The organism is Klebsiella sp. ZJOU C1 (assembly GCF_035620215.1).
GTDB classification, from domain to species: domain Bacteria; phylum Pseudomonadota; class Gammaproteobacteria; order Enterobacterales; family Enterobacteriaceae; genus Klebsiella; species Klebsiella variicola.
In genome coordinates, this window is the sequence record NZ_CP141644.1 from 3,357,178 (window position 1) to 3,370,935 (window position 13,758).

Below are 13,758 nucleotides of genomic sequence, written 5' to 3' on the forward strand. Positions count from 1 at the left end.
TCCCTGATTAACGTGCCGTCTGCAGCGCAACGGCGCTACGGCGATAGAGGTAGCAAGTGGCCAGCAGGCCGCAGACCGCGGCAAAGCTCATCCAGTAGCCGGGAGACGCTTTATCACCGGTATACTCGATCAGCGCCGTGGAAATCACCGGCGTGAAGCCGCCAAATACCGCGGTCGCCAGGCTGTAGGCCAGCGAGAAACCTGCCACGCGCACTTCGGCAGGCATAATTTCGGTCAGCGCCGGGATCATCGCCCCGTTGTACATGCCGTAGATAAACGACAGCCACAGCAGCACGCTCAGCATCATCAAAAAGCTCGGCGCGTTCGCCAGCAGGGTCAGTGCAGGCCAGGCGGTAGCCAGCGCCAGCAGGGTCATGGCAATCAGCACCGGTCGGCGGCCAAAGCGGTCAGACAGCGCCCCGCCCACCGGCAGCCAGAAGAAGTTGGAAATCGCCACCAGCAGCGTAACCAGCAGGCTGTCAGAGGCGCTGAGCATCAGCACCTTTTTACCAAAGGTCGGCGCATAGACGGTGATCAGGTAGAACGCGGTGGTGGTCATCGCCACCATCATCATCCCGGCGATAACCACCTGCCAGTTCGCCAGCAGCGTGGCGAACACCTGGCGCATCGCCAGATGATGGCGGCGGGCGGTAAACTCCTGGGTCTCCTCCAGCTTACGGCGCAGGATGAAAATGAACGGAACAATCAGGCAGCCGAAGACGAACGGAATGCGCCAGCCCCAGTCGCTGATGGCGCTCTGCTCCAGCACCGCGTTGAGGGCAAAGCCCATCGCGGCCGCCACCATGATGGCAACCTGCTGACTGCCCGACTGCCAGCTGGTGTAAAAGCCTTTGCGACCCGGTGTGGCGATCTCGGCCAGATAGACCGACACCCCGCCCAGCTCGGCGCCAGCGGAAAAGCCCTGCAGCAGACGGCCGATCAGCACCAGCAGCGGCGCCCACAGGCCAATGGTCTGGTAAGAGGGGATCAGCACGATCAGGAAGGTGCCGGTGGCCATGATCGACAGGGTGACGATCAGCCCCTTGCGCCGCCCCACCTTGTCGATGTAGGCGCCAAGCACGATGGCGCCGATGGGGCGCATCAAAAAGCCGGCGCCAAAGACCGCGAAGGTCATCATCAGCGAGGCGAATTCACTGCTCGCCGGAAAAAAGGTATGTGCGATGTAGGTGGCATAAAACCCGAACAGGAAAAAGTCGAACTGTTCGAGAAAGTTACCGGACGTGACGCGCAGGATGGCGCCGATCCGGTCACGGGTACTCATCAGTGAGGTTGTTGAATGCATGCAGGTCTCCAGTTTGTTATCCACGCGTTGTCGCGCGCCTGTTGCTGAAGACTGAAACAGAACCGGGAACGAAATAAGCGTAATAAACGCATCCATTAATGCATTTTACGCATGAATAACATTTAACTAATTAACATTACTTTTGCATACAATCATTTAACACATACCGTGCTAACCACGCTGCGGGTGACGGCGAAAAAGTCAGTTTTCCGTTTTGTGACCGAGGCCAGGGTACGTCGCCGTGGGTTGACGGCATAAAAACCCTGGCCTGGGGTGAGGATACACGCTGCCGGCCGCAAAGCGCGTCAGGAAGCGGAAGCGGCGGACTCCCCCACCAGCGTCTGCAACAGAGCGATCAGCCAGCGGGTAGCCTCGCGTTTCCCGCTGCGTTGGTGGGCGTAAATCTTGACGTCAAACGGCGGAACCGGAAACGGCAGCGGGAAAATGGTCAGCCGGGCGGCGCGGGCCATCGTCTCCGCCGCTCGCCGGGGCAGCGCCATCAACAGGTCGCTCTGCTCAATAATGAAGGGCGCGCTCAGCATCGAGGGGGTTTTCATCGCCACCTGCCGCGAATAGCCCTGCCGCTCCAGCTCACAGTCCAGCACCCCCTGCTGCTCATTCCACGGGGTCACCACCAGATGACGGGCAGCAAGGTAGGCGTCCAGGGTCAGCGCCGTCCGGTCGGCCTGGCTGATGACCACATATTCGTCCCGCAGCCAGTTAATCTCCTCAAGATCGGGATGGGCTGGCTCGTCAGGGGTATTGAACCCGAGGGCCAGGTCGACCTCGCCCGCCAGCAGCTCGGTCAGCGCCGGGCTGTGGGGCAGATAACGGAGTTCAAACCGCAGCCCGGGCGCCTCACGCTGCAGGTGGTGCATCAGCGTCGGAAAGACGCAGAACGCGGTGAAATCGGTGATCGCAATCTGCATGCAGTCGGTGCTGGCGGCCGGCACAAACGCCGCCGGCGGCGTCAGCTCCTGGTTGAGAAACTTCAGCGCCGAAGCAATAGAGGGCGCCAGCTGGCTGGCATAGACGCTGGGGCACATCCGATGCCCTTCGCGATAGAACAGCGGATCGTTGAGGGCGCTGCGCAGCCGGGAAAGCGCATGGCTCAGCGCCGAGGTGCTCATTGCCAGCTCTTCCGCCGCCAGGCGCACCGAGCGGGAGCGATAGACCGCGTCAAAGACTGGCAGCAGGTTGAGGTCAATCCGGCGCAGGACAGGATGCATAATATTCATCGTTTGCTGATTTCATTGCACTTAATTCTTTTCACAATACCGCTTATCCTCAGGGTCAGCAATTTTGCTCTCTTTTGACTATTGATACAGGACGCCCCATGAGCATCACGATCCGCCAGGCCACCCCGGACGACGCCACCGCTATTTACGACATGATTTATGAACTCGCGGTCTACGAGAAAGCCCCTGAAGAGGTGGTGACGACGGCAGAGGAGATCAGAGAGACGCTGTTTGCCAGCGGCAGCAAAACCGAAGCGCTGATCTGCGAGGTGGCGGGCAAAGCGGTGGGCTACGCGGTGTTCTTCACCAGCTATTCCACCTGGCTTGGACGCAATGGTATCTATATGGAGGATCTGTACGTCACCCCCGACTTTCGCGGGATAGGCGCCGGAAAAGCGCTGCTGAAAACCATCGCGCAATATGCTGTACAGCGTCAGTGCGGGCGTCTGGAGTGGAGCGTGCTCGACTGGAACCAGCCGGCGATTGATTTCTATCTGAGCATTGGCGCGCAGCCGCAGGATGAGTGGGTGCGTTATCGCCTCACGGGCGATGCGCTGCGGGCCTTTGCGGAGTAAAGCGGCTCGCCAGCAGGTCGGCGCAAGGCGTCGACCTGCTGGCCGCGGATCAGGCTTCGACCGCGCTATTCTGCAGCTGCGGACCGGCCAGCGCCAGACGCGCGCCCGCTTCGGTATCGCTGTACTGCTTAAAGTTATCCATAAACAGCTGAGCCAGGCTCTCGGCCTTCTCCTGCCACTTATCCGCTGAGCTCCAGCCATTACGCGGATCCAGCACCGCGCTGTCTACCCCTGGAATGCTCTGCGGGATCGCAAGACCGAACACCGGGATGGTCTCATCGCGCAGCGGGCCGGTAGTGCCGTTGAGGATCGCGCTAATGATGCTGCGGGTATCGCGCAGCGACAGGCGTTTGCCCTCGCCGTTCCAGCCGGTGTTGACCAGCCAGGCTTCCGCACCGGATTCCGCCATCTTCGCCGCCAGGACGCTGGCGTACTGGGTTGGGTGAAGCAGCAGGAACGCCGCGCCATAGCAGGCGGAGAAGGTCGGCGTCGGCTGGGTAATGCCGCGCTCGGTACCCGCCAGCTTCGAGGTGAAACCCGACAGGAAATGGTACTGCATCTGCTCGGTGGTCAGACGGGAGACCGGCGGCAGGACGCCAAACGCGTCGGCGGCAAGGAAAATCACCTTCGACGGATGGCCCGCACGGGACACCGGCTTGACGATATTGTCGATATGCGACAGCGGATAGGAGACGCGGGTGTTTTCGGTTTTGCTGCCGTCGGCATAATCCACGCTGCCGTCAGCGCGCACCACCACGTTTTCCAGCAGCGCATTGCGGCGGATGGCGCCATAAATCTCCGGCTCCGCCTGCGGGTCGAGATTGATGGTCTTGGCGTAGCAGCCGCCTTCAAAGTTAAACACGCCGTCATCGTCCCAGCCGTGCTCGTCATCGCCAATCAGCTGACGATGCGGATCGGTCGACAGGGTGGTTTTGCCGGTCCCGGAGAGGCCGAAGAACAGCGCCACGTCCCCTGCTTCGCCACGGTTGGCCGAGCAGTGCATCGACGCGATGCCTTTCTGCGGCAGCAGGTAGTTCATGACCGAGAACAGCCCTTTCTTCATTTCGCCGCCGTACCAGGTGCCGCCGATGAGCTGAATACGCTCGCTGAGATTAAAGGCGACGAAGTTCTCGGAGTTCATCCCCTGCGCCTGCCAGTTGGCATTGGTGCAGCCTGCGCCGTTGAGCACCACGAAGTCTGGCGTAAAGCTGGCCAGCTCGTCGGCGCTCGGCACGATAAACATGTTTTTGACAAAGTGGGCCTGCCACGCCACCTCGGTGACGAAGCGTACGCCAAGACGGGTGTCCGGGCTGGCGCCGCACCAGGCGTCGATGACGTACAGTTTTTTGCCGCTCAGCTGGCCCGCGACCAGGCTTTTCAGGCTGCGCCACACGTCTGGCGATAACGGTTTGTTGTCATTGCGGCCGAGGCCTGAGTCTGCCCACCAGACGGTATCACGCGTCTGTTCGTCGCGGACGATGTATTTATCGCGCGGTGAACGGCCGGTGAAGATCCCGGTATCAACAGCCACAGCCCCAGACTCGGTCATCACGCCGCGGGCCGCGCCGGTCAGTTCAGGAGCGGTTTCATGTGCAATAAGCAAATCGTAATCAGGGTTGTAAAAGAATTCGCCGCTTGCATTAATCCCCAGCTCCTGCAGAGCCATTTTAACTGATTCAATTTGTTGTGACATGGAACTCCTGACAAACTATTTAAGGTAAGAGGCCTGGGTTATTCATTGCTTTCGTCATCGTCGCCGGCGATTTAATAAGATAAGTCCTGGACAATAAAATAAAGCAATAAATAACCGTGAGTCGCGATTTCATATCGTGCTCATGTAGGGTCGCCGATATGCATTCATAAATCTCAACTTTCCAAAAAATGTTAACACCTGTCGATAATTATGTTAATTGCATAGTTTCTATGCGCTATGCTAAAATTGCATAGCCTTTATTGCGTTTTTGAGGACTGGATCGGTGTTGGCAAATCTGGAAGTAAAATGGCTGTATGATGTGATTGCCCTTGAGGAGTCGCGCAGCTTTACCCTGGCGGCCAAAGCCCGCAACATCTCTCAGTCCTCGTTCAGTCGACGCATCCAGTCGCTGGAGGCCTCCCTCGGATTCAGCATCTTCGATCGTAGCGCCAACCCCCTGCAATTGACCAACCGCGGGAAAATTTTTGTCGGCTATGCGCGAAATATGCTCGATGACATGGATTTTCAGATCAGTCGTATTAAGGGTTTAAATAACACGACCCAGAAAATAAGAATCGACGCGGCCCCTTCGCTGTCGGTGTTATTACTGCCGGAAATCATCGCCGGTTACACCGACCGTAAAAATAAGACTTTTCATGTTGAATCGATTAACGTCAACGACGCCGTATTTAACCTGAAAGAGGGAAAAAGCGATTTTATCCTCTCCTTCTATAATGAAGAATTAATGAACTATCCGTTTATTAATCATAAAATTTTTGATTCTTACCTGCACCTGGTCTCCCCCTGCGACGAACATGGCCGCCCGCTGTTTCATTTACATCGCGGCGTGCTGCCGCTGATGAAATACGCCAACGACAGCTATATGGGGCGCCAGGTGAACCAGGTGATCGACCGTACGCCGGAGATCACCTTCTCCCTTACGTTTGTCTCTTCCATGAGCGAGTTGCTCAAGCGCATGATCCTCAATGGCGACGGCGTGGGCTGGCTGCCGCAATACTCTATTCAGCGCGAGCTGGACGAAGGCCGACTGACGATCCTCGATGACCGCCTGTCGCTGCCGATCGGCGCCTGGCTCTACCGCTCCGGCTCGCGGCTTAACCAGGCCGCCGAACGTTTCTGGCAGCACATTAAAACCCGTAACGAACCGCGGGAATAACCCCCTCAGCCGCTGATCCCCAGATATGCCTTACGCACCTCCGGGTCGTTGAGCAGCGCCTGGCCGCTGCCGCTCAGGCGGATCTGGCCGTTCACCATCACATAGGCGCGGTCCGACAGGTTAAGGGCATGGCGGGCATTCTGCTCCACCAGAAACAGCGTCATCCCCTGGGCCGTCAGCTCGCGCAGGATCTGAAAAATCTGCTTCACCACCAGCGGCGCCAGCCCCAGGCTTGGCTCATCCAGCAGCAGCAGGCGCGGTCGGCTCATCAGCGCCCGGGCGATGGCCAGCATCTGCTGCTCGCCGCCGGAGAGGGTCATCGCCCGCTGTCCCCGCCGTTCTTCCAGCCGGGGGAACAGCTGATACATCCGCGCCTTGTCTTCGGCCTGATAGCGGTTGCCAATAGCAATGGTCCCCATCAGCAGGTTCTCCTCGACGGTCATATCGGGAAAGATGCGCCGCCCTTCCGGGGCCTGGGCGATGCCGTTACTGGCGATAAAGTGGGTCGATTTCCGGCTGATCGCCTCCCCGCGATAGAAAATCTCCCCGCCGGCAATGCGCGGCTGGCCGAAGACCGACATCAGCAGCGTTGATTTACCGGCGCCGTTGGCGCCGATCAGCGCCACCGTCTCTCCCTCGTTGACGGTGAGGGAGACCTGCTTCAGGGCCTGGATCGGCCCGTAGAAGACATCCACCTCATTAAAGGCAAGCAATGGCTGGCTCATCGGCGCGTCTCCTCTTCCTCAGCGCCAAGATAGGCGGCAATCACGCTGGCGTTGGCCTGGATCGCCTGCGGCGCGCCGCGGGCGATGACGTCCCCGTGATCGAGGACGATAATATGATCCGAAATCTCCATCACCATCCCCATATCATGCTCGATCAGTAGTACCGTGATGCCGTGCTGCTGGCGCAGAAAGCGAATAATCCGGCTCAGCGCCTGGGTTTCCACCGGGTTGAGACCGGCGGCCGGCTCGTCCAGACAGATCATCTCCGGGCGGGTACACATGGCGCGGGCGATCTCCAGCCGCCGCTGCTGTCCATAGGAGAGGGTCCCCGCCAGACGGTTGGCGCAGTCCACCATCTCCACCACCTCCAGCCAGTAAAAAGCGCGATCCAGCGCCTGACTCTCCGCCTGCCGATACCCACGAGTATTGAGGATCCCGGCCAGCAGATGGCGGTTAACCTGGGTATGCTGGGCCACCAGCAGGTTCTCAATCACCGACATCTCGCGGAATAAACGTATATTCTGGAAGGTGCGCGCCAGGCCAGCGCGGTTCACCAGATGGGTGCCACCGAACATCTTGTAATAGATCCGCCGCCCCAGCTGCGCCGGGTGGAGAAAATCGTCCGGGTGAAGCTTCTGCCCCAGCACCTGAATGACATCGGTAACCTTTTCCCGCGCCCGCAGCACGATGCTCCCCCCCGTCGCCCGGTAAAAACCGGTCAGGCAGTTAAACACCGTGGTCTTGCCCGCGCCGTTGGGGCCGATCAGGGCGGTGATCGACCCCCGCTCCACCTCCAGATTGACATCATTCAGCGCTTTGATGCCGCCGAAATGCATCATCAGATGCTCAACGCGTAAGATGCTGTCGGTCATGGCGCGACTCCTTTTCGCAACGCAACCCCGCTGCGGCTGGTGCGCACCAGGCCGCGCGGCCGCCAGATCATCATCACCACCATCAGCACGCCGAACAGCAGCACCCGATATTCGTCAAAACCGCGCAGCAGCTCCGGGGTGACCGTCAGGACAAACGCCGCCAGCACCACTCCCAGGGTGGAGCCCATTCCCCCGAGCACCACAATCGCCAGGATCAGCGCCGACTCAAAAAAGGTGAACGACGTCGGGTTAACAAACCCCTGATAGCTGGCGAAGAACACCCCGGCGATGCCGGCGGTCGACGCGCCGAGCATAAACGCCGAGAGCTTCACCAGCACGTGGTTGAGCCCCATCGCCCGACAGGCGATCTCATCCTCGCGCAGCGCCTCCCAGGCGCGGCCGATGGGCATCCGCGTCAGACGATGTTTCACCAGCAGCACCAGCATCACCACCAGGCACAGCACGGCGTAGAGAAAGATGAATTTCAGGTTGGGGTTGTAGCTGACGTGGAAAAACTCATGGATGGGGATGCCGCCATCCCTGGCCCGGCGGGTAAACTCGAGGCCAAACAGCGTGGGCGACGGCACCGGTACGCCGTTGGGCCCCCCGGTGAAGCTCACCCAGTTGTTAAGCACCAGGCGAATGATTTCGCCAAAGCCGAGGGTGACGATGGCCAGGTAGTCGCCATGCATGCGCAGCACCGGAAAGCCCAGCAACGCCCCGGCGAGGGCCGCCATCACCGCCCCCAGCGGCAGCATCGCCCAGAAGCCGAGGCCCAGGTACTGGTAGCCCAGCGCCAGGCCGTAGGCGCCGATGGCGTAGAACGCCACATAGCCCAGATCGAGCAGGCCCGCGAGGCCCACCACAATGTTCAGCCCCAGGCCGAGCAGAACGTAGATCAGGCCGAGGATCGCCACGGTCAGCAGGTATTTGCTGGCGAGAAATGGAAAGGCAATGGCCAGGACCGCCAGCAGCGGCATTATCCAGCGCAGCCGCGAGCGGTATCCCGGCGGCCGGACGTACACCCCGTCATCCGCCCCCTCAAAGCGGGCAATAAAGGCTTTTCCCCGACGGCTCTGCAGCAGCAGGCTGAGCGCCAGCCTGCCGGCCATCACCACCGCCACGAGGATCGCCACCCGCGCGGGCGCGAGGGTAAAACCATACCCTTTGAGCACCACGCCGACGATCGGGCCAAAGACAATTAACGCGCAAAGACCGGCCAGCACGCTGTCGATCAGCGCGCTTTTGATATCCCGCGCAGGCTGGCGCGTAAATTCACCCATAAAGCCTCCTTAGACCTTGGCCACCAGCGGACGTCCCAGCAGCCCCTGCGGGCGAAAAATCAGGATCGCCACCAGCAGCGCAAAGGAAAAGACATCTTTGTAATCCGAATTCACCAGCCCGGCGAACTGGGCTTCGGCCACCCCGAGCAGCAGTCCGCCCAGCATCGCGCCAGGCAGCGAGCCGATCCCGCCCAGCACCGCGGCGGTAAAGGCTTTGATGCCGATAATAAATCCGATATAGAAGTCGAAGGTGCCGTAGTTCATGGTCACCAGCACCCCGGCCAGACCGGCCATCGCCGCACCGATGACAAACACCAGAGAGATCACCCGGTCGGTATTGATGCCTAGGATTGCCGCCATACGCCGGTCCTGCTGGGTAGCGCGACAGATGCGCCCCAGCCGGGTGTACTGGATAATCCAGGTCAGGGTCAGCATCCCCACCAGCGCCGCGACGAGAATAAACACCTTGGTCCAGGTGATCTGCACCACCCCATCGCCCACCGTCATGCGCAGCGCGCCGCTGAGCAGCGTCGGGATCCCCTGCTGGTTCGGCCCCTGGCTCAGCTGGACATAGTTCTGCAGGATCAGCGACATCCCGATAGCCGAGATCAGCGGCGCCAGTCGCGTCGAGTTGCGCAGCGGCCGGTAGGCGATGCGCTCGATCGCCCAGCCGTATACGCCAGTGACCACGATGGTGAACACCAGGGTGGCGAAAATCAGCAGCGGAAAGGAGTGGATCCCGAAGAAAGAGAGCAGCGCCAGGCCGATGGCGCACAGATAGGCGGAGACCATATACACCTCGCCGTGGGCGAAGTTGATCATGCCGATGATCCCATACACCATGGTGTAGCCGATGGCGATTAAGCCGTACACTGCGCCCAGCGTCAGCCCATTGATCAGTTGTTGCAGAAAAAACGCCGTCATAGCCCCTCCAGCCGCCAGGCAGACGGCCGCCGGGTTCCGTTCCCGGTCGACCGCCGTGATGTGACGATTCGCAAGTCAAAAGGACAGAGCGTCCTCAGGTCGTGGCCGATCAGAGCTGATGATATTTGCCCTTGTCGTCCCACTGATAGACCACGTAGTCGGACACCTTGAGGTCGCCTTTGCCATCCCAGGCTTTCTTGCCGATCACCGTATCGACGTCGTGGCTCTTCAGCCAGTCGCTGGCTTTGGCGTTATCGGTACCGACGGCGTTCCAGGCCGCGGCAATGGCCTGAATGGAGGCGTAGGCGTAGAGGGTATAGCCTTCTGGTTCAAAGCCGCTGGCGCGGAACTTCTCGATCACCGCTTTGCCTTCCGGGAGGGTGCGCGGGTCCTGACCAAAGGTCATCAGCACGCCGTTGGTGAACTGCGGCCCGCCGGCGGCCGTCACCAGCTCCTCGGTGACGATACAGTCGCCGGAGAAGAATTTGGCCTGCACCCCCTGCTCGCGCATCTGACGCACCAGCGGGCCCGCTTCCGGATGACAGCCGCCAAAGTAGACCACGTCCGGCTTGAGGGCGCCGATCTTGGTCACCAGGGCGTTAAAGTCTTTTTCACCGCGGGAGAGGCCTTCGTACAACACTTCTTTGGTGCCCCGCTTCGCCAGCGCCGCGCGGGTGGCATCGGCCAGCCCCTGACCATAGGTGTCTTTATCGTGGATGACGGCAATTTTCTTCGCCTTCAGCACGTCCAGCATATAGTTGGCGGCAATCGCCCCCTGCTGATCGTCACGACCACACATGCGGAAAAGGTCCTTCATGCCGCGCTCGGTGATCTGCGGGTTGGTCGAGCCGGGGGTAATGGTCAGGATCCCGGCTTCGTCATATACCTCGGAGGCCGGCATCGTTGAGGAAGAGCAAAAGTGCCCCACCACGGCGGAGACTTTCGCTTCATCCACCAGCCGGTTGGCCACCGCCACCGCCTGCTTCGGTTCGCACGCGTCATCCCCCTGCACCAGCACAATCTTTTCGCCTTTGATACCGCCGGCGGCATTGATATCGGCCACCGCCTGTGAAGCCCCTTTCCAGTACTGGGCGCCGTAGGTGGCGTTGGGTCCGGTAAAGGGCCCGGCGACGCCGATCTTCACGTCTGCCTGGGCGTAAAAGGCCATGCTCATACAACCTGCTATCACAACATGAAGCGTCATTGTTTTCAGTTTCAAAGCCATTCGGATATTCCTCAGCGATGTAAAGCCTGGCGTCATGGAATGACGCAGAAAATATCACTTACCGTGTGGTGCCGACGTTGGCGCAGCGCCAGGACGGCCAGGGTGGAAGAAGCAAAAATCCCGCCAGGTAGAGAGGTCGCGCCGGAGCGCGGACGCCCCGGTCAGTGCGCACGCGACGGCAACCCGTGCCGCATCCGGCAAGGGCGCATTCCCTTTCAGGTCAGGAGATCGGTTGCCATCACGTGGCGAGCCGGACAACGCGGTATCCGTACCGGCCCGTGAGCTAAACATAGATGCAGTTAGCGGTCGCTGCGCGCCAGCGTGGTGCAAAAATGCGAATATGATCAACAGTGGTGATTATTTTGTTGCGGTAATGTGAAGATGATAACAGGAGAGCCCGTTAAAGGCTCTCCTGTGGCCTGGCGGCCGCTCAGAGTTGACTGGTGAACGTTCGGGAGATCACATCCTGCTGCTGCTCGCGGGTCAGCGCGTTAAAGCAGACCGCATAGCCGGAGACGCGGATCGTCAGATTCGGATACTGCTCCGGGTGTTCTATCGCATCGAGCAGCTTTTCCCGGTTCAGCACATTGACGTTAAGATGCTGTCCCCCCTCCACCGTCTCCTCGTGGTGGAAGTAGCCGTCCAGCAGCCCCACCAGGTTGTTTTCCTGCGCCGACGGGGCTTTGCCGAGAGCCGCCGGCACGATGGAGAAGGTATACGAGATGCCATCTTTGGCGTAGGTAAACGGCAGTTTCGCCACCGAAGTCAGCGACGCCACCGCCCCTTTGCGGTCGCGGCCATGCATCGGATTGGCCCCCGGGGCGAACGGCGTCCCCGCCCGACGTCCGTCCGGCGTGTTGCCTGTTTTCTGCCCGTACACCACGTTGGAGGTGATGGTCAGGATCGACTGGGTCGGCACCGCCTGACGCCAGGTGGGGAGCGCCTGAATTTTGCGCATAAAGCGCTCCACCAGGTCGCAGGCGATGGCATCGACCCGATCGTCGTTGTTGCCGTACTGCGGATAGTCGCCTTCAATGACAAAGTCCACCGCCAGCCCGTGGTGATCGCGCACCGGCTTCACCCGGGCGTACTTTATCGCCGACAGCGAATCCGCCGCCACCGACAGGCCGGCGATGCCGCAGGCCATCGTGCGGTAGACGTCGCGGTCGTGCAGGGCCATCAGCGCCGCCTCGTAGCTGTACTTATCATGCATACAATGGATGATGTTCAGCGCGCTGATGTACTGCACCGCTAGCCAGTCCATAAAGTGGTCGAGGCTCGCCATCACGGTGTCATAGTCCAGCACCTCATCACGCAGAGGGTCGGTTTTCGGCCCCACCTGGATCTTCAGTTTCTCATCCACCCCGCCGTTAATCGCGTAGAGCAGCGTTTTGGCGAGATTGGCGCGGGCGCCGAAGAACTGCATCTGCTTGCCGATCACCATCGGGCTAACGCAGCAGGCGATGGCGTAGTCGTCGCTGTGAAAATCGCTGCGCATCAGATCGTCGTTCTCATACTGCAGCGACGAGGTGGCGATAGAGACCCGGGCGGCATATTTTTTAAACGCCACCGGCAGCGCCTGCGACCAGAGCACGGTCAGGTTCGGCTCCGGCGCCGGCCCCATGGTGTGCAGGGTATGCAGGTAACGGAAGGTGGTTTTACTGACCAGGGTGCGGCCATCCAGCCCCATACCGCCCAGCACCTCCGTCGCCCAGATGGGATCCCCGGAGAACAGCGTGTCAAATTCCGGGGTGCGCAGGAAACGCACCATGCGGATCTTCATGATGAAGTGGTCAATGAGCTCCTGGGCCTGCTGTTCATTGAGCCGACCCGCCCGCAGATCGCGTTCGATATAGATGTCGAGGAAGGTGGCCGTGCGCCCCAGCGACATGGCACCGCCGTTCTGCGACTTCACCGCCGCCAGGTAGGCGAAGTACAGCCACTGCACCGCCTCCCGGGCAGTGCGCGCCGGGTGGGCGATATCGCAGCCGTAGCGGGCCGCCATCTCCTGCATCTGCTGCAGCGCGCGCCGCTGTTCGGCCAGCTCTTCGCGCAGGCGCAGGGTGGCCTCCAGCGCCTCGCCGCGCTCAAGGGCTGGCTGCAGGTCGGCAAACTGCAGCTCACGTTCGCGAACCAGATAGCGGATACCGTACAGCGCGACGCGGCGGTAATCACCAATGATCCGTCCGCGGCCATAGCCGTCCGGCAGCCCGGTCAGCACCCCCGACTTGCGACAGCGCAGCATATCCGGGGAATAGACGTCAAATACCCCCTGATTGTGGGTCTTGCGCAGCGCCGTAAACTGATACTCAAAGGCGGGATCCATTTCGCGGCCATAGGCCTCGAAGGCGCTTTTGATCATATTGATGCCGCCAAAAGGATGCAGGGCGCGCTTCAGCGGCTGGTCCGTTTGCAGGCCGACGATCTTTTCCAGCGGCTGGTTGATATAGCCCGCCGCGTGGGCGGTGATGGAGGTGGCGACATTGGTGTCGAAATCCACCGGCGCATGGGTGGCGTTCTCGACGCGGATCCCGGCCATCACCTGCTCCCAGAGGGCGGTGGTCGCTGGCGTCGCGTCGGCGAGGAAAGACTCATCGCCCTCGTAAGGGGTGTAGTTATGCTGAATAAAGTCGCGGACGTCGATCTGCGTTTGCCACGCCGTACCGCGAAAGCCCTGCCAGGCCTCGGCGTATCGTACATCCTGGGTATCGATATCTACTTTCATTAACATCGTCTCTCTACA

General features: G+C 60.5%; 12 protein-coding genes. 3 read left to right on the plus strand and 9 right to left on the minus strand.

What is annotated here, in order from left to right; translation table 11 throughout:
- Positions 1–7: 7 nt before the first annotated feature.
- A complete protein-coding gene (locus tag SPE70_RS16100) occupies positions 8–1,303 on the minus strand; it encodes an MFS transporter (protein ID WP_044650293.1) in 1,296 nt (431 codons plus the stop codon).
- A gap of 305 nt (positions 1,304–1,608) precedes the next feature.
- Positions 1,609–2,541: a LysR family transcriptional regulator gene (locus SPE70_RS16105; protein ID WP_012541307.1), complete on the minus strand. Its 933-nt coding sequence runs from the start codon at positions 2,539–2,541 to the stop codon at positions 1,609–1,611.
- 98 nt (positions 2,542–2,639) lie between these two features.
- On the opposite strand from SPE70_RS16105, the gene SPE70_RS16110 reads away from it, so the two are divergent.
- Positions 2,640–3,116 carry a GNAT family N-acetyltransferase gene (locus SPE70_RS16110; RefSeq protein WP_012541306.1) on the plus strand — a complete coding sequence of 159 codons (477 nt, stop codon included), beginning with the start codon at positions 2,640–2,642 and terminating at the stop codon, positions 3,114–3,116.
- Between the two features lie 49 nt (positions 3,117–3,165).
- On the opposite strand, the gene pckA is transcribed toward SPE70_RS16110, so the two are convergent.
- The gene (pckA, locus tag SPE70_RS16115; RefSeq protein WP_044614093.1) at positions 3,166–4,809 is read right to left on the minus strand and encodes a phosphoenolpyruvate carboxykinase (ATP); all 1,644 of its coding nucleotides are present in this window, start codon (positions 4,807–4,809) and stop codon (positions 3,166–3,168) included.
- A 283-nt stretch (positions 4,810–5,092) separates the two neighbouring features.
- Between pckA and SPE70_RS16120 the strand changes: the two genes are divergently transcribed.
- Positions 5,093–5,986: a LysR substrate-binding domain-containing protein gene (locus SPE70_RS16120; protein WP_008804342.1), complete on the plus strand. Its 894-nt coding sequence runs from the start codon at positions 5,093–5,095 to the stop codon at positions 5,984–5,986.
- Positions 5,987–5,991: 5 nt separating this feature from the next.
- On the opposite strand, the gene SPE70_RS16125 is transcribed toward SPE70_RS16120, so the two are convergent.
- From SPE70_RS16125 to SPE70_RS16145, 5 genes are all read right to left on the minus strand, one after another.
- Positions 5,992–6,711, minus strand: coding sequence for an ABC transporter ATP-binding protein (locus SPE70_RS16125; RefSeq protein WP_008804341.1), 720 nt, complete (start codon positions 6,709–6,711; stop codon positions 5,992–5,994).
- A complete protein-coding gene (locus SPE70_RS16130) occupies positions 6,708–7,583 on the minus strand; it encodes an ABC transporter ATP-binding protein (protein WP_004148803.1) in 876 nt (291 codons plus the stop codon). The genes SPE70_RS16125 and SPE70_RS16130 overlap by 4 nt, the downstream gene beginning before the upstream one ends.
- The gene (gene livM, locus SPE70_RS16135) at positions 7,580–8,866 is read right to left on the minus strand and encodes a high-affinity branched-chain amino acid ABC transporter permease LivM (RefSeq protein WP_012967797.1); all 1,287 of its coding nucleotides are present in this window, start codon (positions 8,864–8,866) and stop codon (positions 7,580–7,582) included. The genes SPE70_RS16130 and livM overlap by 4 nt, the downstream gene beginning before the upstream one ends.
- 9 nt (positions 8,867–8,875) lie before the next feature.
- Entirely contained in the window at positions 8,876–9,790 is a 915-nt protein-coding gene (locus SPE70_RS16140) for an ABC transporter permease subunit (protein WP_008804338.1), read from the minus strand.
- A 109-nt stretch (positions 9,791–9,899) separates the two neighbouring features.
- Positions 9,900–10,958 carry a branched-chain amino acid ABC transporter substrate-binding protein gene (locus SPE70_RS16145; protein ID WP_168443344.1) on the minus strand — a complete coding sequence of 353 codons (1,059 nt, stop codon included), beginning with the start codon at positions 10,956–10,958 and terminating at the stop codon, positions 9,900–9,902.
- 289 nt (positions 10,959–11,247) lie between these two features.
- Between SPE70_RS16145 and SPE70_RS16150 the strand changes: the two genes are divergently transcribed.
- The gene (locus SPE70_RS16150) at positions 11,248–11,394 is read left to right on the plus strand and encodes a hypothetical protein (RefSeq protein WP_004225356.1); all 147 of its coding nucleotides are present in this window, start codon (positions 11,248–11,250) and stop codon (positions 11,392–11,394) included.
- 51 nt (positions 11,395–11,445) lie between these two features.
- Here the strand turns inward: SPE70_RS16150 and pflB are convergent, their stop codons facing one another.
- Positions 11,446–13,740 carry a formate C-acetyltransferase gene (gene pflB / locus SPE70_RS16155; protein ID WP_064170587.1) on the minus strand — a complete coding sequence of 765 codons (2,295 nt, stop codon included), beginning with the start codon at positions 13,738–13,740 and terminating at the stop codon, positions 11,446–11,448.
- Positions 13,741–13,758: the final 18 nt, after the last annotated feature.

Bases quoted from the DNA above. Each gene is read 5' to 3' on its own strand.
- SPE70_RS16145 (WP_168443344.1), bottom strand. From the start codon at position 10,958: ATGGCCTTTTACGCCCAGGCAGACGTGAAGATCGGCGTCGCCGGGCCC.
- SPE70_RS16100 (WP_044650293.1), bottom strand. From the start codon at position 1,303: ATGCATTCAACAACCTCACTGATGAGTACCCGTGACCGGATCGGCGCC.
- SPE70_RS16105 (WP_012541307.1), bottom strand. From the start codon at position 2,541: ATGAATATTATGCATCCTGTCCTGCGCCGGATTGACCTCAACCTGCTG.
- SPE70_RS16110 (WP_012541306.1), top strand. From the start codon at position 2,640: ATGAGCATCACGATCCGCCAGGCCACCCCGGACGACGCCACCGCTATT.
- pflB (WP_064170587.1), bottom strand. From the start codon at position 13,740: ATGAAAGTAGATATCGATACCCAGGATGTACGATACGCCGAGGCCTGG.
- pckA (WP_044614093.1), bottom strand. From the start codon at position 4,809: ATGTCACAACAAATTGAATCAGTTAAAATGGCTCTGCAGGAGCTGGGG.
- SPE70_RS16140 (WP_008804338.1), bottom strand. From the start codon at position 9,790: ATGACGGCGTTTTTTCTGCAACAACTGATCAATGGGCTGACGCTGGGC.
- SPE70_RS16130 (WP_004148803.1), bottom strand. From the start codon at position 7,583: ATGACCGACAGCATCTTACGCGTTGAGCATCTGATGATGCATTTCGGC.
- SPE70_RS16125 (WP_008804341.1), bottom strand. From the start codon at position 6,711: ATGAGCCAGCCATTGCTTGCCTTTAATGAGGTGGATGTCTTCTACGGG.
- livM (WP_012967797.1), bottom strand. From the start codon at position 8,866: ATGGGTGAATTTACGCGCCAGCCTGCGCGGGATATCAAAAGCGCGCTG.